General features: G+C 38.1%; 20 protein-coding genes. 7 read left to right on the top strand and 13 right to left on the bottom strand.

The features are described from left to right. Positions 1–1,731 (bottom strand): glycoside hydrolase family 3 protein, encoded by a 1,731-nt coding sequence (locus tag BUB03_RS06940; RefSeq protein WP_073061498.1) that lies wholly within the window; start codon positions 1,729–1,731, stop codon positions 1–3. A 115-nt stretch (positions 1,732–1,846) separates the two neighbouring features. On the opposite strand from BUB03_RS06940, the gene BUB03_RS06935 reads away from it, so the two are divergent. Both BUB03_RS06935 and BUB03_RS06930 read left to right on the top strand, forming a co-directional pair. After that, on the top strand, positions 1,847–2,404 hold the full coding sequence (locus BUB03_RS06935; protein WP_040993641.1) for a hypothetical protein: 558 nt from the start codon (positions 1,847–1,849) through the stop codon (positions 2,402–2,404). Positions 2,405–2,594: 190 nt separating this feature from the next. Further along, positions 2,595–2,939 (top strand): hypothetical protein, encoded by a 345-nt coding sequence (locus BUB03_RS06930; protein WP_052352561.1) that lies wholly within the window; start codon positions 2,595–2,597, stop codon positions 2,937–2,939. Between the two features lie 59 nt (positions 2,940–2,998). On the opposite strand, the gene ribA is transcribed toward BUB03_RS06930, so the two are convergent. The 8 genes from ribA to BUB03_RS06890 all read right to left on the bottom strand — a co-directional run bounded on the left by ribA (position 2,999) and on the right by BUB03_RS06890 (position 10,052). Then, positions 2,999–3,595, bottom strand: a complete 597-nt coding sequence (gene ribA / locus BUB03_RS06925; RefSeq protein WP_040993645.1) for a GTP cyclohydrolase II — start codon at positions 3,593–3,595, stop codon at positions 2,999–3,001. Between the two features lie 17 nt (positions 3,596–3,612). Next, positions 3,613–4,071 carry a hypothetical protein gene (locus tag BUB03_RS06920; RefSeq protein ID WP_040993647.1) on the bottom strand — a complete coding sequence of 153 codons (459 nt, stop codon included), beginning with the start codon at positions 4,069–4,071 and terminating at the stop codon, positions 3,613–3,615. Further along, entirely contained in the window at positions 4,068–4,682 is a 615-nt protein-coding gene (locus tag BUB03_RS06915) for a DUF4254 domain-containing protein (protein WP_040993649.1), read from the bottom strand. Before BUB03_RS06915 ends, BUB03_RS06920 begins: the two co-directional genes overlap by 4 nt. A 15-nt stretch (positions 4,683–4,697) precedes the next feature. Beyond that, positions 4,698–4,913, bottom strand: a complete 216-nt coding sequence (locus BUB03_RS06910; protein ID WP_034702992.1) for a twin-arginine translocase TatA/TatE family subunit — start codon at positions 4,911–4,913, stop codon at positions 4,698–4,700. A 31-nt stretch (positions 4,914–4,944) separates the two neighbouring features. After that, on the bottom strand, positions 4,945–6,507 hold the full coding sequence (locus tag BUB03_RS06905; RefSeq protein WP_073061494.1) for a peptidoglycan DD-metalloendopeptidase family protein: 1,563 nt from the start codon (positions 6,505–6,507) through the stop codon (positions 4,945–4,947). Further along, positions 6,504–7,349, bottom strand: a complete 846-nt coding sequence (locus BUB03_RS06900; RefSeq protein WP_040993654.1) for a lipoprotein insertase outer membrane protein LolB1 — start codon at positions 7,347–7,349, stop codon at positions 6,504–6,506. The genes BUB03_RS06905 and BUB03_RS06900 overlap by 4 nt, the downstream gene beginning before the upstream one ends. Before the next feature lie 107 nt (positions 7,350–7,456). Next, a complete protein-coding gene (locus tag BUB03_RS06895) occupies positions 7,457–8,473 on the bottom strand; it encodes a sugar phosphate nucleotidyltransferase (RefSeq protein WP_040993656.1) in 1,017 nt (338 codons plus the stop codon). A 157-nt stretch (positions 8,474–8,630) separates the two neighbouring features. After that, positions 8,631–10,052, bottom strand: a complete 1,422-nt coding sequence (locus BUB03_RS06890; RefSeq protein ID WP_040993658.1) for an oligosaccharide flippase family protein — start codon at positions 10,050–10,052, stop codon at positions 8,631–8,633. Between the two features lie 180 nt (positions 10,053–10,232). Between BUB03_RS06890 and BUB03_RS06885 the strand changes: the two genes are divergently transcribed. Then, complete coding sequence (locus BUB03_RS06885) at positions 10,233–11,570, top strand: dihydroorotase (protein WP_073061491.1); 1,338 nt, start codon at positions 10,233–10,235, stop codon at positions 11,568–11,570. Between the two features lie 63 nt (positions 11,571–11,633). Here the strand turns inward: BUB03_RS06885 and BUB03_RS06880 are convergent, their stop codons facing one another. After that, on the bottom strand, positions 11,634–12,236 hold the full coding sequence (locus BUB03_RS06880; RefSeq protein ID WP_040993662.1) for an FMN-dependent NADH-azoreductase: 603 nt from the start codon (positions 12,234–12,236) through the stop codon (positions 11,634–11,636). Positions 12,237–12,344: 108 nt separating this feature from the next. Between BUB03_RS06880 and BUB03_RS06875 the strand changes: the two genes are divergently transcribed. Then, positions 12,345–12,719, top strand: coding sequence for a winged helix-turn-helix transcriptional regulator (locus tag BUB03_RS06875; RefSeq protein WP_042278794.1), 375 nt, complete (start codon positions 12,345–12,347; stop codon positions 12,717–12,719). 62 nt (positions 12,720–12,781) lie between these two features. On the opposite strand, the gene BUB03_RS06870 is transcribed toward BUB03_RS06875, so the two are convergent. The 3 genes from BUB03_RS06870 to BUB03_RS06860 all read right to left on the bottom strand — a co-directional run bounded on the left by BUB03_RS06870 (position 12,782) and on the right by BUB03_RS06860 (position 17,165). Next, positions 12,782–15,079, bottom strand: a complete 2,298-nt coding sequence (locus BUB03_RS06870) for a GH92 family glycosyl hydrolase (RefSeq protein WP_073061488.1) — start codon at positions 15,077–15,079, stop codon at positions 12,782–12,784. Positions 15,080–15,211: 132 nt separating this feature from the next. Continuing rightward, entirely contained in the window at positions 15,212–15,898 is a 687-nt protein-coding gene (locus BUB03_RS06865; RefSeq protein ID WP_073061486.1) for a response regulator transcription factor, read from the bottom strand. Between the two features lie 19 nt (positions 15,899–15,917). Further along, on the bottom strand, positions 15,918–17,165 hold the full coding sequence (locus BUB03_RS06860; RefSeq protein WP_073061483.1) for a sensor histidine kinase: 1,248 nt from the start codon (positions 17,163–17,165) through the stop codon (positions 15,918–15,920). Positions 17,166–17,334: 169 nt separating this feature from the next. On the opposite strand from BUB03_RS06860, the gene BUB03_RS06855 reads away from it, so the two are divergent. The 3 genes from BUB03_RS06855 to BUB03_RS06845 all read left to right on the top strand — a co-directional run bounded on the left by BUB03_RS06855 (position 17,335) and on the right by BUB03_RS06845 (position 21,197). Continuing rightward, the gene (locus BUB03_RS06855; RefSeq protein WP_040993677.1) at positions 17,335–17,742 is read left to right on the top strand and encodes a DUF1573 domain-containing protein; all 408 of its coding nucleotides are present in this window, start codon (positions 17,335–17,337) and stop codon (positions 17,740–17,742) included. A gap of 217 nt (positions 17,743–17,959) precedes the next feature. Further along, positions 17,960–18,841, top strand: a complete 882-nt coding sequence (locus BUB03_RS06850) for an SDR family oxidoreductase (RefSeq protein WP_073061480.1) — start codon at positions 17,960–17,962, stop codon at positions 18,839–18,841. 157 nt (positions 18,842–18,998) lie between these two features. After that, on the top strand, positions 18,999–21,197 hold the full coding sequence (locus tag BUB03_RS06845; RefSeq protein WP_073061477.1) for a M1 family metallopeptidase: 2,199 nt from the start codon (positions 18,999–19,001) through the stop codon (positions 21,195–21,197). Positions 21,198–21,292: the final 95 nt, after the last annotated feature.

Here is a 21,292-nt window from a genome sequence, read left to right as displayed (position 1 = left end):
TTATTGTTTTGATGTTATAGAAACTGTTGTATTCGTATTCACAGTAGAAACCGGGATGCTGTCGATTCCCATACCGGCTTTCAGCTGATCATTGACAAGGACAGGCAGTCTGCCCCATATTTTTGTTTTTCCGTTCAGGGCATTGGCCGTTGCGGTCATTGAATCATCATTATTTTCATAAGATACAAGGACTGTAGATACTTTTGAAATATCAATGTCTTTTAAAGCGTAAGCACTACCGAAAACATTTAAAATAACATTTTGGTTTCCGGTAAGATCAGCAAGGATTTTTTTGGATTCAGCTGAGATTTTATAAGGTTTGTATGCTGATGAATTATCTTTATGAAATCCTACGATTACTGTAGAGCCTGCAGGAATTGTGCTGATCTCATTTGCTTTTTTTACGGTCACATTAGCGCCAAGCTGATTAGCGAATGTCTGGTAAGGGGCTTCTTCCAGCGGAACGTAATAAACCTGCTTTCCGGCAACAGGAAGTAATTTCTGATCATCTTTCAGTAAAGTCAGGGCATTGGCATAAAGATTCTGTACCAAAGTTTTATGAGAATCATTATTCAGATCGCTGTTAATATTTACAGGATCTTTCGGAGTGTATTTTTCGAGGCCAAGGAAATATTTTGTAAGTAGGATTTTCTTTACACTTTCCTCCACTCTGGATTGTGAGATTTCACCCTTTTCGATGGCTTTCTGAATTAATTTTTTTCCTTCTGAAACTCCCTGTGAGAATAGCATAATATCATTTCCTGCTTTAAAAGCAAGCGCGTCCAGTTCCCCGGGTTTATATTTATTAGCAACAGCCCCCATATTCAGGGCATCAGTAATGATCAGGCCTTTATATCCCAGTTTATCTTTCAGCACGCCGGTAATTATATTTTTGGACACTGAGGCAGGAATTCCTTTTCCTGATTCAAGGCTTGGGACATACAGGTGAGCTACCATCACACCGCCAATTCCTTTATCCATTAACGCCTTAAATGGAGCAAGTTCAACAGTATTTAGCCTGTCTAGATTATGGGGAACTACCGGCAGATCCAGGTGAGAATCTGTACTGGTGTCGCCATGTCCCGGGAAATGTTTGATTGCCGCAAGAATAGTATTGTCCTGAAGACCTTTAGAGTAAGACAAGGCAGAACTGATCACATTATCGACTTCCGAGCCGAAGCTTCTGTTTCCGATAATAGGATTGTTCGGATTGGTGTTCACATCAACAACCGGTGCAAAATCCCAGTTGATGCCCATTCTATGGCAATCTTCCGCTATCTTGGCGGACATCTGGTAAATAAGGCTCTTATCCTGAATTGCTCCAAGAGTCATCGCCCATGGAAATTTATGCGCTGTGGCAATTCTTTGAAACAATCCCCATTCCGCATCCATCCCGATCATCATCGGAACTTTTGATTTCTGCTGAAATTCATTAACCAGATTAATTTCTCTCGCTGCATCATCCTGCATTAAAATCAATCCCCCGATTTTATCATTCACTACAATGTTTCTGACCTGATTGATGTAATCTTCCCCTTTGTTTGTATAAAGCGCTACAATAAACAGCTGGCCCAGCTTTTCATCCTGGGAAAGCGATCTGTAAGTCTTGTCTACCCAGTGATGAGCCTTTTTCAGGTCTTCTTTGGAAATGTCTTTAGGCTGATACTGAGCTTTGGCTGTAAAGCTTATTAATGAAAAAATAAAGAGGGAAGTATATAGCAATTTCTTCATGATCTTTTGAATAAGAACAAAAATACAATTAAAAAAATGATGAAAACAAAGTTTTTGCAATTTTTGGTATATGATTTGAATACGCTTTATAAATAATAACTAAACTTTTCTAAAAATGAAAAAAATACTTCTCTTTTTATTTCTGGGCGCTGTAGGTTTTACAGCCTATAGCTGTGACAATAGTGATGATACTGTTGTACAGGGCCAGGACTACGATACAATAAGCCAGGCATTTGATATAACACCGAGTTTTACAAGGGTTAATGATAATCTTTATAGATGGAGTGATGATTTTAATAGTCCATTAGTGCAGTCCGATATGGTACTTATTTATATGCAGACCGGTACCGATGGAGATTCTCCTATCTGGAAGCTTTTGCCATACACTTATTATGTGGGTAATTTAGCTAATGATGCTGTAGATTATGTTTATGAATTCAGTAAATATGGTGCTACCATTAATATTAATTCTACTTCTACATTCAGTTTAACGGCTAACCCTTCATACTATCAGAATAAGAAATTCAGAGTACTTGTTGTTCCGGCTAACGGATCAGGAACAGGTGGCGGCGCAAAAACGGCTAAAAGTGCAGTGGATTATAGCGACTATAACAGCGTAATTAAGTATTACAATATTAACGAGTCTAAAATTCAGACTAAAGTTAGTAAGTAAAAACAAAATATCTTTTCAGTTTTTTATAATTAAAAAAGCTCCGGGAGAAATTCCGGAGCTTTTGATTTTATATTTTTGGAACTCGATTTCTTTGGATGATAAAAAAGTTTAATTTTATGATCTTAAATAATATGATCCCATGGTTAAAAAGCTTTACTTTCAATTTTTAATAATTTTACCATTATGTCTGTTGTCATGTATAGGTGCTGATGAAATTTTAGATAATATACATCAGAATAATGCAGAAGAAAACTATACCTCTCCCTATATGGGAAAGTGGGTAGGAACCTACTCGGGAGATGCCATCAGCGGGACTTTGATTTTAAATGTAAGTAAAAGCGGCAGTATTGAGGTAACAAGGGTTGAAAATGGAAATACAGGGGAAGTGTACTATACCGGTCTTCAGGGATCAAACGGTGCTTTAAATCCTTCACCTTCTCCAAAAGGCTTTATATTATACGGGAGTTTGCATACGAAGTCCGGAACATGGAATTTTCAACACTGGAGTGGCAGCTGGTCTGTTTCCAAACAATAGTCTGGCTTATCATCCATAATAAAAAAGCTCCGGAAATTTTCCGGAGCTTTCATTTTTATCTAATTGTCATTATCATCTAGTAAATGACCGAAGAAATCTTTTTTCGTCTTCAGATAGCCTTTACTGATCTCATTGGCCGGAATCTGTAAAGGAATCCTTGAATTAAGATGGATATTGCTGTCTACAACGTATTTTACTTTTTCAGGGTTGTTGGTGAGAAGATTAATATCTTTTACCTCTAAAAGATTGAGGATTTCAATAGCTACCCCGAAATTTCTGTCATCAGCAGGAAGACCCAGTTGCAGATTTGCCTGTACGGTATCTAAACCTTTTTCCTGCAGGGAATAAGCTTTAAGCTTATTGATTATCCCTATATTTCGTCCTTCCTGACGAAGGTATACGATAATTCCTCCGTGCTCATGGATATATTTCATTGCGGCATCCAGTTGCTGCCCGCATTCACATTTTTTTGAATGGAAAACTTCTCCGGTAATGCATTCGGAATGGAAACGTACGTTCACCGGTTTTGAAAAATCTGTATTTTCTGCTACGATGGCCATGTGTGGCATCCAGTCGTTTTCGTTTTCGGAGAAAGCGATCATTCGGAAAGAGCCGTGCTCTGTAGGAACATTGGCTTCTGCCTGAATTTTAATCATTAATAATGGTTCGTTTTTTAATTTCCTTTTAAAGAATCTTCGATCACAGAAATGTTGGTTTTTAGACGAACCAGGTATCTGTTAAGAACTTCATCATCATCTTTGTCAAGCTGCTGTCTGAGTTTTTGAATTTTCTTGTACGATTTTTCGAAACTTTTAATGGATCTGTTTTTTCCTGCCGGGTTGTTGGCATCAATGGCGTACAGATAATTCTGGAGGCTGTATTTCAAGCTGGTCACTTCATCATTCAAACTGTTATTCTTAAACTTTGGAAAAGTAGAAATCAGATTTGAAATTTCAGAAGCGTTTACATTTTCTTTCAGATTGATATCAAAGCCTTTTTTTGCGCCTCTGTCGGAATTAGAACCTTTGGTTTCGCTATAAAAGTTATTAGACAACGGGGAAAGGTTAAGCTTCTCCGTTGCGCAGGAAGTTATGATTAATAGTAGTACTCCAAAAAAAAATAGTTTTCTCATTTCTGTTGCCCCTTTTGATAAAGGATCGGGTTAAGACTATCATCATTATACATTTTCATTTGTTTGTATACTTTCATCTTAACGTTACCGGATTCAATATCAGCAAGCAACTGATCTATAGAAGTTGATAGGTCTTCTTTCTGAGTAAGCAGTACCTCCAGTTTAGCCTGGCAATTGGCACGGTGCTCTTCAGAAGCGGATTCTCTATTGGCCTCTAACGACATATGATAAACCTTTAATGCAAGAATTGATAATCTGTCTACAGCCCAAGCGGGAGTTTCTGTATTGATTTTTGCATCGGGTTTCGGAGTTATATTTTCAAACTTTGTAAGGAACCAGCTATCGATAAATTCTACCAGATCAGTTCTTTTCTGGTTAGATGCATCTATCGTTCTCTTCAGCTGAAGAGCTTCAGCGGGATCAATATTTTCATCTCTAATAATATCTTCCAAATGCCATTGAACGGTATCAATCCAGTTCTTTGCATACAAAATCCGTTCCAAAGTGTCTTTTTCAAACGGGTTATTAATTAGAGAGTTAACGTCATCGGACACGTGATAATCTTCAATAGACTGATTGAAGACTTTCCATGCAGTCTCAGTAAAATTCATTAATTCTGAAGAATTTTAGTTGCTGGTAGTGTTATTGTTATTGGTAGAAGAGGTTTTGTTTTCAGAACCTGGTTTGTCTTCTTCCTTCACTGCATCTTTAAATTCTTTGATTCCTGAACCAACTCCTCTCATTAGTTCCGGAATTTTCTTTCCTCCGAACAACAATACCAAAAGGATTGCTACGATAAGGATGTGCTGCCAAGATAAGGCAAGTATTGTTAGTGTGTTCATCTCTTAAGATTTTTGCAAAGTTACGCTTTTTTTAATATGAAATCCAACCTAATGGATCAACTGGTGTATTTCCGTTCCATACCTGAAAATCAAGGGTATAGGAACCATCGAAATCCTGGGCTACTGTCCCTACCGGAGTACCGGAGGAAACCTGCTGTCCTTTAGATACGCTTACGCTTCCCAGATTGGAATAAATCGTGAAATAGTTTCCATGTTTCACCATTACGGTTTTTGTTCCGTCACTGTTTGCCAATACAGAAGAGACTGATCCTGGGTATACGGATTTGGCACGGGTACCTGAAGGTACGGCTATTTTAATCCCTGTATTTTCCTCAACAATATTTTTGAAAACCGGGTGGGGCTGTCTTCCGAATCTGTGGGTAATCTGTCCGGCTCTGTCTGCCGGATAGCCAAGTCTTCCTCTGCTGTCTGCGAAACTGCTTCCTGTAGCTGTGGTTACTCCATAACTGGTCATGGCTTTGGTTTCGGCAGCTTTTTTCTCTTCTTCTTTTTTCTTGTTCAGTGCGGCTTCTGCTGCTCTTGCTGCGATAAGTTTATCCGATGCTTCTTTGGCTCTGGCATTGGCTTCGTCCGATGCTTTTTTCGCAGCCACTCTTCTGGCCTCGTCTTTTGCATTGGCTTCTGCTCTTGCAGCCTCTTCATTACGTTTTCTTTCTTCTTCAGCTCTTTTTGCAGCAAGATCTGCTGCTTTTTTAGCTTCAATTTCAGCAAGTTTTCTTTCTCTTTCCAATGCCTCAGCTCTTGCTTTGGCTTCAGCTTCGATTCTTGCTTTTTCTCTATCTGCAATAATTTTAGCCATACGGATTTTTTCCGCCTCGGCTTTTTTTCTTGCTTCTTCTTCCGCTTTAGCTATTCTGATTTCTTCTGCAATAATGGCTCTGATCTGTCCTTCCAAAGCTTTGGACTGAACCTGTTTTTGCTTAAGTTCTACGGTAAGTTTAGCTTCGTTTTTCTTAAAATCTGCCAGCAGTTGTTCTTTCTGTGCTCTTTCAGCATTGATGGTTGCCAGATCTTTCTGCTGATTGATCAGAAGGTTTTCTTTTTCTCTTGCAGAATTCTGTTTTTGTGCGATTGATTTTTTGATCTGGGCAGCTGCATTGCTTATTTCTGCCGCTTTTTTGTCCTGATAGTCAGCATATTGTTTCAGATACTGAACTCTTCTTATAGCTTCCCCTAAATTTTTGGATGAGAGAATAAAGGTTACTTTGTTCTGTACCCCTTTATTTTTGTAAGCATTAACGAGAACTTCGGCATAATTCTTTCTGAGAACTGCCAGTTCTTTATTTTGACGGTTGATTTCCAGCTGACGCAGATAGATCTCATCTTCAATAAATCTTTTTTCTTTCTGAGTATTGGTGTATACCTTTTCTCTCAGAACGAGTTTTTTATTGACATTATTAAGATACGCGACTGAAAGTTTAGATTCAGTTCTCGTTTTCGCCAGGTCTGTATTTATCTGTACAATTTGTTTTTTAAGATCGGCATTCTGTTTCTGAAGCTGTTCCTTGCTCTGCTGTCCCTGATGAATTCCGAACAGAAGAATACCTATTAAAAAGCTAAATTTTTTAATCATTTAATCTCAATTTTCTTATAACTGGATGGTACAGAATAAGGTGTTTCCATCCTCGAAAAGTCAAATTTCGTGTTTTCCAGTAAAATTTGGCTAGATTTTGATCCTTTTATAATTATTTTAACATTTTTCGGAAGGCGGATTCCATTGTATTCATTCCAGTTGCTGTAAGAGATTTCCAGTTCATCAGGAGATAAAACATCTTTTAAATTAACGCTTAAAAGATCGTAATTGTTATCATACTGAAGAGCGATTTTATATTCCCTGGTTTTTTGATCGGTCACGATTTTCTGGGTGGTATTGGAAACCATTTTAAAGCCCTGCATGTTTTTAGTCAGGGTAAATTGGGAATCACTGATTTTAACAAAAGTTCTTCCCATCAGTATTTTTTCCAGTGATTTGTAATCAATGAAATTGACATTAAGAAGATTATTTAAATAATCAAAATCTGAATCGATATAGGTTTTGCTGGTTTTATCCTGTCCTTTGATCCCTTCAGGCGTGGCAATCCCTTTGGCAACGGTAAAGAAAAATGCCTGAAGATTCATCCATACCTTCTGGTTATTTTCAATATAAATTACAGCATCAAGGGTTGGGATGAAGTTTCCTGTTTCTACATTAACTTTACTGTTGATCTTGATCTGATCAAATTTCGGTGGGATAAGTACATGCTCGTAGAAGGTAAGTTTATCTCTTACCGGTTCATTGGCATCTTTGGGATTTCCATTGTCATCTGCTACGATTGTGCTGTCCTGCGTATTGCCGGTATTGTTTTTAGCTGCATGTCTGGTTTTACAGGATGACAGGGTAAGAAATATAAGAAGTATCGGGATCCAGTTTTTCATGTATTTATCTTTCAATTAAAAAAATACGCTGCAATATTAACGCCAAACCACACAAGGAATGTTGTGTGGTCCGGACGTATGTTGTTTTATATTAAATATTTCTGATCTTATTTAGATAAAAAATCTAAAACGGAATAATCACCCAAAGAAATCTCCCTGGAAACTCCAAAGTACTGTGCCGAATTCCCGATCATGGAATTGGAAAGGTTCCCGTGATTGATCCTTGTATTTTCCTGGATCAAAGAGTTTTCAATATTGGAATTCACAATAACCGTATTGTTTCCCAATGAAACGCCAGGGCCAATCTTAGAATTGGAGATCTTAACATTTTCACCGATAAAACATGGCTGAATAATCAATGAATTTTCAATAACCGCAGATTGAGGGTAATTAAGCATTTCTTCTCTTTCGTACTCAAGGATTTTGCTGTTGGTTTCTACGGTTGCATTTTTGTTACCGCAGTCCATCCAGTCATTTACTTTTCCTAAAGTGAATTTGGCTCCTTTGGCCCTAAGGTTTTCCAATGCTGTCGTCAACTGATATTCACCTCCGTTTTTAATATTATTATCCATAATATAGTTAATCTCGTTCATCAGCTTTTCAGCACTGTTGAAGTAATAAATACCGATGATGGCAAGATCTGAAACGAAAGTCTGAGGTTTTTCAACGAAATCTGTAATAAAACCGTAGTTATCTAATTTTACAACTCCGAAAGCAGACGGATCTTCCACGCTTTTTACCCAGATCACTCCATCGGAGTTTTTGTCAAGCTGGAAATCTGCACGGAAAAGTGTATCTGCAAAAGCGATCACTACATCTCCCTGCATGGAATCTTCTGCACATTTAATAGCATGTGCGGTACCAAGTGGGTCGTTCTGGTAGTATATACTGCCTTTTGCTCCCAGCTTTTCAGCGATCTGAAGCAGAGATTTTTCAATCTCCGGTCCGAAATCCCCAATGATAAATGCTACTTCCTCAATTTTTTCACCTGCCACTTTAGCAATATCTTCCACCAGTCTCTGTACGATAGGTTTTCCTGCAATCGGAATAAGAGGTTTTGGAACTGTCAGAGTATGTGGACGTAATCTGGAACCACGTCCAGCCATAGGAACAATTATTTTCATAGATTATATGACAATGTTTTATTTGTTATTTTATAATTTGTTTAGGCTTAAAGTTAATCATAAAAATCATTGCTGATCCTAATAATTATCATCTTTAATCCATCACCTGATTAATTTTTTTTTAAAGAATTCAGTAGTATCAAATTAGAGGCCATAATTAGTTTTTCCTGATTCTTGATAGCAGCATATTTTTTTCGGAATAGATTAAAACTCCTGCGTATACAAGAAATAAAAGATTTCCTACCCAGAAATTATAATCAAATAAATACACAATAACAAAGCTGAAGAGCATCAGCAATCCAAGGAATAAGGTCATTTTTTTGATACGGTATGGGATAGGGTAATATTTCTGTCCTAAGAGATAAGAGGTGACCATCATGACGAAATATGCAATAAACGTTACCCATGCAGAAACCATAAATCCATATTTGCTGAGGAATAGTAAATTTAAGATAATGGTAAGGAACGCTCCCAGCCATGAAATCACGGTTCCTACTTTAGTTCTGTCTGTTACTTTGTACCATGTGGAAAAGTTATAGTAAATTCCAAAGCAGAGGTTGGCGATAACGATAATCGGGATGATATCAATGGCTGTCCAGTAACTGCTGTTAGGAATAAGGATCTGCTTCAGCCAGGAAATATTGGCGATAATTCCCATGGCCACCGTTGAGGCAAAGAATGTAAAATATTCTGTTACTTTAGCATAGGTATTTTTAGCATTGTTATTATTCATCTGCTTAAAAAAGAACGGCTCGATTCCCATTCTGTAAGCCGTAACAAACAGGGTCATTAAAACGGCTAATTTATAGCATCCGCCATAGGCTCCGGCATCTTCACCCGGAATATTGTAGATCTGGATAGCTTTATCAAAATTTTCATTGACCATAAAGGCCATCCCTGCAATCATTACCGGCCAGGAATATTTGATCATATTTTTGAAAAGCTCAGTGGAAAACTGGAATCTTACTTTGAAAACAACAGGGAGCAGCAGCAGAAAACCTAAGAAGCTTGCAGCAAGGTTACTGTAAAAAGGGAATGATACTTTTTCTTTTAACCCGAAATTCTGAGAGACACTCAGAGGAATGTATAAGAATAAAGCAACGGTGATCACAGTTTGAAAAAGGGATTGCAAAACTCTGACTAAAGAATATTTAATAGGCTTGTTATTGAACCTGAGCCATGCAAAAGGAATGACACATAAGTTGTCAAAAAATGCAATCCATGCGAACCACCGGATATATTCTGGATTAGATGAGTATCCCAGCTGATCTGCCACCGGCTGACTGAAAATCAGTAAGCTTAAAAGGAAAACTGTGGATAAACCGAATAAGAACCAGAATGAAGTATTGAATGTTTTCTTTTCATTGTCTTTATCGGCCGAAAAACGGAAAAATGCCGTTTCAAAACCGAACGAAAGCATGATATTCACAAAAGAAATAAGAGCGTACAGGTTTGAAAATATGGCGAAATCCTTATTGTTAATTTGGTTAATGTATAAAGGGTTAAGAATGAACAGGATAACTCTTGGCATGATCGCCCCAATTCCATATATAATAGTCTCGTTGAGAAGTTTTTTCAATGTGTGAAATTTTATGCAAATGTAAATATTTAGAAATTGATTTGTAATCGGCAACATTAAAATTCATTCATAAACCTTAATTTTGTTGTTCATAAAGGTAGATGCCGGAAGTTAACAATTAGCAGCTCAAAACTTTCCAGCTTTCCGTCTTTAACCTATAATTTCTATAAAAAGTAAAAAATGAAGACCCTAATCAAAAATGTAAAAATCGTCAACGAAGGTAAAATCTTCGAAGGCGATATCTTAATAGAAAATGACCTGATTTCCAGGATAGATTCCGGTATTACTGAAGAAGCAGACCAAATTATTGATGGTTCCGGAAAATATCTTTTGCCGGGTGTGATAGATGACCAGGTGCATTTCAGGGATCCTGGTCTGACGCATAAAGGCGATATTGAAAGTGAATCAAGAGCTGCCATTGCGGGTGGGGTCACCAGTTTTATTGATCAGCCGAACACAGTTCCCAATGCAGTTACCCAGGAATTGTTGGCAGATAAATACGAACTCGCCTCTCAAAAAGCATACGCCAACTATGGTTTTATGATGGGAGGAACCAATGATAATCTGGAGGAAGTTTTAAAGACCAATCCGAGAAATGTTCCGGGAATTAAGTTATTCTTAGGATCTTCTACCGGAAATATGCTTGTAGACAATCCTGAAACCCTTGAAAATATCTTCAGCAGTACAAAAATGCTGATCGCCGTCCACTGCGAAGATGAAGCAACCATCAAAGCCAATACCCAGAAATATATGGATGAATACGGAGAAGATATTCCGGTAAAATTCCATCACCTGATCAGAAGTGAAGAGGCATGCTATAAATCTTCCTCAAAAGCCATTGAACTGGCAGAGAAAACAGGGGCGAGGCTGCATGTCTTTCATCTTTCAACGGCTAAGGAAATGGAACTGTTCAGAAATGATATTCCTTTAAAAGATAAAAAAATTACCGCTGAAGTTTGTGTTCATCATCTGACATTCACCAATGAAGATTATGAGACAAAAGGTTCTCTGATCAAATGGAACCCTGCTGTAAAAACCCAGAAAGACAAAGATGCATTGTGGGAAGCCCTTCTTGACGGAAGAATTGACGTGGTAGCTACAGACCATGCGCCCCATACCGCTGAAGAAAAGCAGAATGTATATACAAAATGTCCTTCCGGTGCACCTTTGGTGCAGCATTCATTATTGGTTATGCTGGAAAACTACAGGAACGGGAAAATTTCTTTGGAAAAAATCGTTGAAAAGATGAGTCACAATCCAGCAATACTTTTCAGAATTGAGAAAAGAGGATTTGTAAAGGAAGGCTATAAAGCAGATCTTGTTTTGGCAGATTTAGATACAGACTGGACCGTAGCTAAAGACAATATTCTTTACAAATGCGGCTGGAGCCCGCTGGAAGGGATGAATCTGCATTCCAAAGTGACACATACCTTTGTGAATGGTCATCTTGCTTATGACAATGGAAAAATAAATGAGCAGAAATTCGGAGAGCGTTTGCTTTTTGAAGTTCAGGAATAAATAAAAAACAAAGCCCTTTCAGATTCAGAAGGGCTTTGTTTTTCTAACAATTCGTTTACGAAATTAATCAATAGTAATCCCTTCAATTGCTTTTTCCAGGGAAGTTTCCTGGATTCCCGGAATGGATAACCCTTCTGCACGGAAAACACTAACATCTGTAATGCCATAGAAACCAAAGACATTTTTGATATAGGGTACATTAGAATCATAAATCTGATAAGGACCTTCAGAATAAATATTTCCTGAAGTAAAAGCAATGTATAATTTTTTGTTGTTTAAAAGCCCTTTAGGACCATTTTCGTCGTATCTGAACGTATATCCTGCTCTTGAAGTAAAGTCAAAATAAGCTTTAAGGGTAGCAGGAACCGAAAAATTATACATAGGAGAATCAATCACGATAATATCTGCCTCCTTCAATTCTGAAATTAATTCCTGGGAATATCTGTTGATTTCCTGCTGCTCAGAAGAATGACTCTCTTCCGGTGAAAAAAAAGTATTAATATGTACTTCTTCTAAAAGTGGAACCTGATTTTTGGTAAGGTCACGTTCTTTTACGACAGCATCAGAATATTTTTCCTGAATTTTTTTGATAACGGCATTGCCCAGTTTTCTGCTTGCGGATATTTCAGTTCTCGGACTTGAAATAATGTGAAGTATGTTTTTCATTTTTTTTAATTAAAATTTCTTTAGCAAAATTATGTACATTTGCTTATCAAAAGTTAGTAGTAAACAAAAGGTTAGTACTAACCTTTTTGTTAGTTAAATTTTAGATGTATGGAAAATTCTGCTGTTTTAGAAAAACATGTGTTTACCGGAAAATGTTCAGAAAATCTTTCTTCTGTGGAAGATGCGATTTATGTTATCGGTGGAAAATGGAAGCTGAAGATCATTATTGTCTTACAGGAGAACGGAAATATCCGTTTTAATGAATTGCAGAGAGCAATCAACGGAATTTCGGCAAGGGTACTCTCCAATGAACTGAAAGATCTGGAATTGAACGGCTTTGTAAAAAGAGTAGTGCATGCCGAACAGACACCGGTTGTTGTAGAATATATTTCGACAGATTACAGCCGGACGCTGAAACCCGTTATTATGTCTCTTTCGGAATGGGGGAGAACCCACAAGCGAAAACTTAAAGAAGATTTTTAACCATAAAAAATAAAGACTGTCATTAACAGCCTTTATTTTTTGTTTCTAATGTAATCAGAAAATTATTTTTTCGCTTTGGCACTCATATAAAAGGTTATCTTTCCACCATTCATTATTTCCGAATGTTTCAAGGTGAAGTTTTTAATTTCTTTGCCATTTAAAAGAACCTTTTCAACATATACATTCTTCGGGCTCTGATTTACAGCTTCAATTTCAAATGTTTTGCCGTTTTCAAGGTTTAAAACTGCATAATCCACGGCCGGACTTCCGATGGCATAATCTTCAGATCCCGGTGCTACAGGATAAAATCCAAGCGAACTTAAAATATACCACGCACTCATCTGTCCTGCATCATCATTTCCTCCCAAGCCGTCTGGAGTGGCTTTGTACTGCATTTCAAGGATGCGTCTGATCTGAGCCTGGGTTTTCCATGGCTGCCCTGCCCAGTTATAAAAATAGGCAACATGGTGGGCCGGCTCGTTACCGTGGACATAGCCGCCGATAATTCCTTCGCGGGTTATGTCTTCAGTATCGGCAAAAAACTCGTCAGGAAGGTGCATAGTAAACAGTTCATCCAGTTTTGAAGCGAAATTTTTCTTACCACCCATCGCCTGGATCAATCCGTCAGGATTTTGTGGCACAAAAAAGCTGTAGTTCCAGGAATTTCCTTCAATGAAGCCCTGACCGTGAGTACTTAAAACATCAAAATCTTTTTTGAAGTTCCCGTCTGCCAGTCGGGGACGCATAAATCCTTCTTTTGGGTCGAAATTATTCTTCCAGTTTTCAGAACGTTTGATGAACTGATTATAGATTTCCGTTTCGCCCAAATGTTTTGCCAGCTGCGCAATTGCCCAGTCATCATAAGCATATTCCAGAGTGTTTGAAACTGAAGTACCGTTTTTCTCTGCAGGAATGTAGCCCATGTCGATATAATACCCGATTCCTTCATAATCTCTTTTATTGGCTGTTGCGATACAGGCTTTGAGTACTTCCTTCGGGTCACCGGTGTAATTTCCTTTGATTATTGCATCTGCTACCACACTTACGCTGTGGTAACCGCTCATACACCAGTTGTCATTGGCATAATGGGACCATATGGGCAGCATTTTCATCGAAAACTGGTTATAGTGTGCCATCATTGACTTTACCATATCATTATTCCGTTTTGGCTGGATAATATTAAAGAAAGGATGAAGGGTACGGTAGGTATCCCAGATGGAGAATGTTGTATAATTGGTAAAACCTTCCGCTTTGTGAACATTCTGGTCCAAGCCTTTATATTCGCCATTGATGTCCATATAAGTGGTAGGGCTTATGAAGGTATGGTACATCGCGGTATAAAAATTCGTTTTTTCTGTGTCGGAACCTTTGATGACGATTTTATTCAGCTCTTTATTCCAGTCTTCCTGTGCTTTGGCTTTTATCTGGTCGAAAGATTGGTTTCCGGTTTCTTTTTCCAGGTTTTCCAGGGCATTGAGCTGGCTTACGGGAGAAATTGCCAGTTTTACTTCAACAGCTTCGTTTTCCTGAGTGTCGAAATCAAAATACATTTTCAGGTTTTTGCCGGCGATTTCCGGGAAATTTTTGGTCTGATCAAATTTTCTCCAGAACCCTTTGTAAGCCTGTTTGCCGTCAAAATTTTTCTGCCCGTAAGATTTAAAAGGTTTTGAAAATTTCATCGCAAAATAAACAGTTCTGGTTCTTGCCCAGCCGTTCGTCTGGCGGTAACCGGTAACTGTACCGTCATTTTCCACACGTACATAAGTCCAGATGTTTTTACCATCATAGTTGTAAATGCCTGCAGTAAGGTCTAAAATAATATGTGCCTGGTCAGATTTTGGAAATGTATAGCGGTGAACTCCGGTTCTCGTTGAGGCAGTAAGTTCAGCCAGAATATTATAATCCTCCAGTTTCACTTTATAATAACCGGCTTCGGCTTTTTCATTCTGATGAGAAAACCTGCTCCTGTAACCACTTTCAGGATTTGATGCTGTTCCCGGATTTAATTGCAGTTTTCCAACAGTTGGCATTATCAGAAAATCTCCAAGGTCAGAATGCCCGGTTCCGCTGAAGTGCGTTGAACTGAATCCTACAATAGTTTTGTCTTCATAACGGTAGCCTGCACAGTATTTATAGACCTCACCGTTATATTTCCCGTTAAGTTCGTAAGAAATGGTATCGGTTTCCGGGCTCAATTGTACAGCCCCGAAAGGAACGGTGGCCCCGGGATAAGTGTGTCCCATTTTTTCCGTCCCGATTAATGGATTGACGTATTGTATTAATTTTTCAAATTTTTGAGCTTTAAAATGTAAACTAAAAAACAGAAGGAATAGAAAAACAGTTGTTCCGTGATTTCTCATTAATGGTAAATTTTCAAAGGCTAAATTAATTAAAAATCAAGAAGAATTATTTATTGCTTTAAGATTTGAAGAAATTCTTAATACCCTTAATAACTTAATATTCTTAATGGTTCGGAAAATGAATCAGATTCATCAGATATTCTTTTCGGAAAACCGGAAACCTATTCCATGCAGGTTTTCGATCAGTATATTTTGCTCATCGGCCAATACTTTCCGCAGTCTGGAAATAAACACATCCAGGCTTCGTCCCATAAAATAATCGTCATCACCCCAAATGGCTTTAAGGATATCCTGTCTTTTCAGAACCATGTTCTTATTACGGATGAAATATAAAAGAAGCTCAGACTCTCTTTGGGTTAAAGTAATGCTGTTTTCTGCATCCTGAAGGATATAGTTTTTAGGATCGAAATCATATCTTCCGACTTTATATTTAAGCGGGGAGGTATCTGTTCTTTTGGTGCGTTTCAGAAATACTTCAATTTTCAGGATTAATTCTTCTATGCTGAAAGGCTTTACCAGATAATCGTCAGCTCCGAGCTTTAAGCCTTTGATCCTGTCTTCTTTTAAAGCTTTTGCAGAAATGAAAATAATGGGAATCTCCGAGTTTTTATCGCGGATCTGCTGTGCCAGCTCAAAACCGTTAAGCTCTGGCATCATAATGTCCAGCAGGCAGATGTCGAAACTCTGGCTGTTGAATGCGTCCAGTGCAGATCTTCCATCCGAATAGCAGTTGATATCGTAATAACTTTCCAGACTGTCCTGGATCAGGAAAGCAATCGTTTTATCATCTTCTGCATATAAAATTTTAGATTTTTCCATACTTACACATTATTAAATTTTAGAACGGAAAAAAGAGCATTATTGTAATTCCCTTATCAGCATTATTCTCAACTGAAATCTTCCAGTTATGCTGCTGTACAACCTTCTTTACATAAAACAGTCCCAATCCGAAACCATTCACTTCCTCATTCTTTTTGTTGGGCACCCGGTAAAATTTTTCAAAAATATGAGGGATATTTTTAGAAGGAATTCCCATTCCGTTGTCTTTAAACTTTAAATATAAACCTTTTGAATCTTTATAGGATGAAATTTTCACAACAGGGTTGGTTTCACAATACTTAATCGAATTATCCAGGATGTTGTAGATGATATTGGTAAAGTGAAATTCATCTGCCATTACGGAGAGGTGACTTTCAATTGCTATATCAATCGTCATGTTTTCATTCTTTTGTCTGAAAGTATCTGCAATTTCCTGAATAAAAGGGAGGAGTATTATTTTTTGAGGTTTTAACGAAAGTCCCGAAGAGTCATTTTTGGCGATATTCAGTATTTTTTCAATATGACTGTTGAGTTTGTAGCTCTGATTGATAATAATGGAAGTATAAGTCTGAAGCTTGGAGTTTTCCTGTACAATTTCCTGCTTGCTGAGAGATTCTGATGCTAAAAGTATAGAAGACAGCGGAGTTTTAAACTCATGAGTCATATTATTAATAAAATCACGCTGCAGTTCCGAGAATTTTTTCTGCTGGATAATAGTATAAATGGAATAGACATATACCAGCAGGATAATAATAAGTGCTGCCGTAAGCACATACCAGAATCTTAATGAGCTGATGAGGTAAGTGGTTTTGTCGGGAAAACGTATGGAAAAATAATAAATCAGGTTTTTATGCTTCGGGAAATTAATGACCTTATCGCTGGGCTCTTCCTGGTTTTTAGACATGTACTTTCCATACATCATTTTATCGCTGTGGCAGTTGTATAAAGCATATACATAATCTGTATTAATCTGAAAACGGGTGAATTCTGTCCTGAGATAATGTTCCAGGACTACAGGGTGAAATTCATTATTAATATTGACTACATAATAATCGTTGGCAATGGTCTGTACAGGATTTTCAGTAAAGGAAGTTTTTCCCCCGGACAGTTTTTCTGCCACCTCCATTAAAGCAATATTTACTTTTTGATTGAATTTCTGATCCTCAAGATTATAAGCCTGACGGGTCCAGAGAAGCTGGGCTATTAAAATTCCAATAATAGCAATGAATCCGAGTGTTATTATAATATTGAGCTTCTTTATTTTCATTTTCAGGAACAATATTATCCAAAAATATCTATTAATCTTTTATCATTAACAACTCGTTAACAAATGTTTGACAGCAGTTAACAAGTTGTATCTCTCATCCGCATTACATTTGTTATATCAAAAAATAAGAATTGTATCCCGTTATTTATTAACTATTAAAATTTGTATCATGAAAAAATTAAAAATTACAGCACTTTTGGCCGTTTTGGCATTTTCACCATTTTATGCCAATGTATTTCCTTCCGAAAGCCATCCGGTAGTAAAAGGTATCGCTGATGCTATTAAATGGAAATCAGAATCTATAGATGTGGGAAATATCCCTCAGGGAAAACCAAAACTTATCAGATTTGAGTTTACCAATACCTCTTCCAAGCCGATCGTTATAGAAAATGTTGCGCCATCATGCGGGTGTACAACTGCAGACTACACTAAAACTCCGATTCTTCCGGGAAAAACAGGATTTGTAGAAGCAAGCTATAATGCAGCAAGCAAAGGTCCGTTCATGAAAACAGTCAATGTGACAACCAGCGAAAGCAAAACCCCTAAAACACTTTCTTTCAAAGGAGTAGTTGCCTAATAAAATTTTACAGTTATACAGTCTTAACAGACCTTGCATCCTTGTAATTCACTACAGGGATGTTTTTTTATTTTTTTCTGATCTGCAGTTGATTTTTATCCTTTCTTATGAATAGAGAGCACGGATGAGTAAAACTATTTATGACATTATGATTTATCCTGTTATTTTAAATGGCATGAATTCAATATTTAGTATTTTTAGGAAAAAATAAAATCATATGAATTCATATACACAGCCCATGTTGCGCGAAGGTGCATTACAGGATAAGGTAGCAATTGTAACAGGAGGCGGAAGCGGCCTCGGAAAAGCAATGACCAAATATTTTCTTCAGCTTGGGGCAAAAGTGGTGATCACTTCCCGTAATCTGGAAAAACTACAGGGGACGGCAAAAGAACTGGAAGAGGAAACCGGTGGAAAAGTTCTGTGTGTGGCTTGTGACGTTAGAAACTGGGATGAGGTGGAAGCGATGAAAGAAGCTACATTAAAGGAATTCGGGAGAATTGATATTTTACTGAACAATGCTGCCGGGAATTTTATTTCGCCAACAGAAAGGCTTACCCATTCGGCTTTTGATTCCATTTTGGATATTGTTTTAAAAGGAACCAAAAACTGTACACTTTCCGTTGGAAAACACTGGATAGATTCTAAAAGTCCTGGAACTGTTCTGAATATAGTAACTACCTATGCATGGACCGGATCTGCTTACGTAGTTCCTTCAGCATGTGCAAAAGCAGGAGTTCTGGCTATGACAAGATCTCTTGCGGTAGAGTGGGCTAAATACGGCATTCGTTTCAATGCAATTGCGCCGGGGCCTTTCCCTACCAAAGGAGCATGGGACAGATTGCTTCCGGGAGACCTTCAGGAAAAATTCGATATGAGGAAAAAAGTTCCTTTGAGAAGAGTGGGAGAGCATCAGGAACTTGCCAACCTGGCGGCTTACCTTGTTTCAGATTATTCTGCTTATATGAACGGTGAAGTGGTAACCATAGATGGAGGAGAATGGCTCCAGGGAGCAGGAGAATTCAATATGCTTGAAGACATCCCGAAAGAAATGTGGGATGCTTTGGAAGCAATGATCAAGGCAAAGAAAACAAATTAAGAGAGCAGGAAACCTGAAGCTGGAAAAAGAAAAAATAGTACAGCTTTCCTCACTATCCTGAACTCAGAATAATTAATTTTTCATAAAATAACCCCGGATTTGTAACGATTCCGGGTTTTTTTATAACTTATCAGAGAAATATTATAAATTATTCCCAATGAGTTATAAACTTCCACGTCTTATTGCAGCAGCGGCAGTATTCCTTTTTTCAGGAACTGTTTTAGCACAGGAAACTCCGAAATACAGTTATGTAGAAGCATTCAAACCCTTCTTTTATCCTCAGACAGGTACGGAAACCCGTTCTGCAAGCGGACAGCCGGGGCATGCTTACTGGCAGAATTCAGCAGATTACAATCTGAATGTTAGTCTGAACGATGCTAAGAATGAAATCACCGGAACAGCTGATATTACCTATACCAACAACAGTCCGGACCAATTAGGGTTCTTATGGCTGCAATTGGATCAGAATTTATTTGCAAAAGATTCCCGCGGTAATGCTGTGGTTCCGCCGTCGGGTAGCAGGAACGGAGCTCACGGGGAAGATCTGGACGGAGGTTATAAAATTAAATCGGTAAAACTGGATGGTAAAGATGTGAAATATACCATCACAGATACCAGAATGCAGATCGATCTTCCTAAAGAGCTGAAAGCTAAGGGCGGTGTTGCTAAAATTAAAATTGAATATTCTTTTATCTCTCCTGAATATGGTTCTGACAGAATGGGAGTGAGCAAGACAAAAAACGGTAAAATATTTACGATTGCGCAATGGTATCCAAGAATGTGTGTGTACGACGATGTAATGGGGTGGAATACTCTTCCTTATATAGGGGCCTCTGAGTTTTATCTTGAATATGGCAATATCACTGCAAACATTACCGTGCCTGCCAATCATTATGTAGTGGCATCCGGAGAACTGCTGAATTCCAAAGAGGTCTATACTAAAGAAGAAAATAACCGCTGGGAGCAAGCCAGAAACAGTGATAAAACAGTGATGATCCGTCCTGAATCTGAAATCGGGAAAGGCCAGGCTTCCGGAACTAAAACATGGAAATTCAAAATAGATCAGACCCGTGACTTTGCATGGGCTTCGTCACCGGCGTTCATTCTGGATGCAGCAAGAATTAACCTTCCGAGTGGTAAAAAATCCGTTGCAATATCTGCATATCCTGCAGAAAGTGCTGGTGAAAAGGCCTGGGGAAGATCTACGGAATACACAAAAGCTGCGATTGAGCATTATTCCCAGAAATGGTATGAATATACTTATCCCGCAGCGACCAATGTAGCAGGAAATGAAGGCGGAATGGAATACCCGGGGATTGTATTCTGTCATATGGACTCCGCCGGCGAAGACCTTTGGGGAGTTACCGATCATGAATTCGGGCACAATTGGTTCCCGATGATCGTAGGTTCCAATGAAAGACTGTTTGCTTGGATGGATGAAGGCTTCAATACCTTTATCAATGAATTATCTACAAAAGCATTTAACAATGGTGAATATTACCATAAGAAAGATCTTGCCAGAACGGGAAGTTTTATGATGAATGACAATATTGAGCCTATTATGGTAGGTCCGGATAATATGAAGGAAAGAAGCATAGGAGTTCTTGCTTACTTCAAGCCGGGAATGGGATTGCAGATTTTGAGGGAATCTATTCTCGGTCCTGAAAAATTTGACAAAGCTTTCAGAACTTATGTGGACCGATGGGCTTTCAAACATCCTACACCCTGGGATTTCTTCCACACCATGGAAAATGTGTCCGGTGAAGAGCTGAACTGGTTCTGGAGAGGCTGGTTTATCAATAAATGGAAGATCGATCAGTCGGTTAAAGATGTGAAATACGTCAATGATGATTTCAAAAACGGTGCCCTGGTTACAGTTGAAAATATTGGCCAGCTTCCGATGCCTACAACAGTTCAGGTGAAATTTAAAGACGGAACCAAACAGATTGTAAAAATCCCGGTTGAGGTCTGGAAACGTAATACGGAGTGGCTGATCAAACTGAATTCAAATAAAGAGATTGCTGAAGTAATGCTGGATCCGGATGCAATGATTCCTGATGTTAATGCAAAAAACAATATCTGGCCTTCTTCAGAGACGAAACCGGTTGATAAGATCAATACCAAAGATTTTGCAGGAACCTATGTTACTAAAAGTGATCCGATCAAACTGACCTTTTTTGATAAAAACGGACAGCTTTTTGCCAAGGCAGGAAATCAGCAGGAATTTCCACTGCAATATGCAGGGAATAATGTTTTTACTTTTGAAGAAGCGGCTATAACGCTGGAATTCAGTAAAGACAAAAAGATTGTTACTTTTAAACAGGCGGGACGGGAATACCAGTTTACCAAAGAATAAAACATAGCTTCAATTATATTGAGAGGCCTAAACTTCATGTATTTGAAGTTTAGGTTTTTTGTTGTTGAAAGGTTAGAAGAAGGCAGTGGATATTC

It is taken from the genome of Chryseobacterium oranimense, assembly GCF_900129755.1.
Classification (GTDB): domain Bacteria; phylum Bacteroidota; class Bacteroidia; order Flavobacteriales; family Weeksellaceae; genus Chryseobacterium; species Chryseobacterium oranimense.
The sequence above is the reverse complement of the archived record's forward strand: the minus strand, read 5'-3'. Positions and strand labels throughout refer to the sequence as shown.

Coding starts and splice junctions, on each gene's coding strand:
- BUB03_RS06910 (WP_034702992.1), bottom strand. CDS start 4,913: ATGAACACACTAACAATACTTGCCTTATCTTGGCAGCACATCCTTATC.
- BUB03_RS06860 (WP_073061483.1), bottom strand. CDS start 17,165: ATGAAAATAAAGAAGCTCAATATTATAATAACACTCGGATTCATTGCT.
- BUB03_RS06905 (WP_073061494.1), bottom strand. CDS start 6,507: ATGATTAAAAAATTTAGCTTTTTAATAGGTATTCTTCTGTTCGGAATT.
- BUB03_RS06855 (WP_040993677.1), top strand. CDS start 17,335: ATGAAAAAATTAAAAATTACAGCACTTTTGGCCGTTTTGGCATTTTCA.
- BUB03_RS06865 (WP_073061486.1), bottom strand. CDS start 15,898: ATGGAAAAATCTAAAATTTTATATGCAGAAGATGATAAAACGATTGCT.
- BUB03_RS06880 (WP_040993662.1), bottom strand. CDS start 12,236: ATGAAAAACATACTTCACATTATTTCAAGTCCGAGAACTGAAATATCC.
- BUB03_RS06895 (WP_040993656.1), bottom strand. CDS start 8,473: ATGAAAATAATTGTTCCTATGGCTGGACGTGGTTCCAGATTACGTCCA.
- BUB03_RS06920 (WP_040993647.1), bottom strand. CDS start 4,071: ATGAGAAAACTATTTTTTTTTGGAGTACTACTATTAATCATAACTTCC.
- BUB03_RS06850 (WP_073061480.1), top strand. CDS start 17,960: ATGAATTCATATACACAGCCCATGTTGCGCGAAGGTGCATTACAGGAT.
- BUB03_RS06915 (WP_040993649.1), bottom strand. CDS start 4,682: ATGAATTTTACTGAGACTGCATGGAAAGTCTTCAATCAGTCTATTGAA.
- BUB03_RS06875 (WP_042278794.1), top strand. CDS start 12,345: ATGGAAAATTCTGCTGTTTTAGAAAAACATGTGTTTACCGGAAAATGT.
- BUB03_RS06940 (WP_073061498.1), bottom strand. CDS start 1,731: ATGAAGAAATTGCTATATACTTCCCTCTTTATTTTTTCATTAATAAGC.
- BUB03_RS06900 (WP_040993654.1), bottom strand. CDS start 7,349: ATGAAAAACTGGATCCCGATACTTCTTATATTTCTTACCCTGTCATCC.
- BUB03_RS06935 (WP_040993641.1), top strand. CDS start 1,847: ATGAAAAAAATACTTCTCTTTTTATTTCTGGGCGCTGTAGGTTTTACA.
- BUB03_RS06885 (WP_073061491.1), top strand. CDS start 10,233: ATGAAGACCCTAATCAAAAATGTAAAAATCGTCAACGAAGGTAAAATC.
- BUB03_RS06845 (WP_073061477.1), top strand. CDS start 18,999: ATGAGTTATAAACTTCCACGTCTTATTGCAGCAGCGGCAGTATTCCTT.
- ribA (WP_040993645.1), bottom strand. CDS start 3,595: ATGATTAAAATTCAGGCAGAAGCCAATGTTCCTACAGAGCACGGCTCT.
- BUB03_RS06870 (WP_073061488.1), bottom strand. CDS start 15,079: ATGAGAAATCACGGAACAACTGTTTTTCTATTCCTTCTGTTTTTTAGT.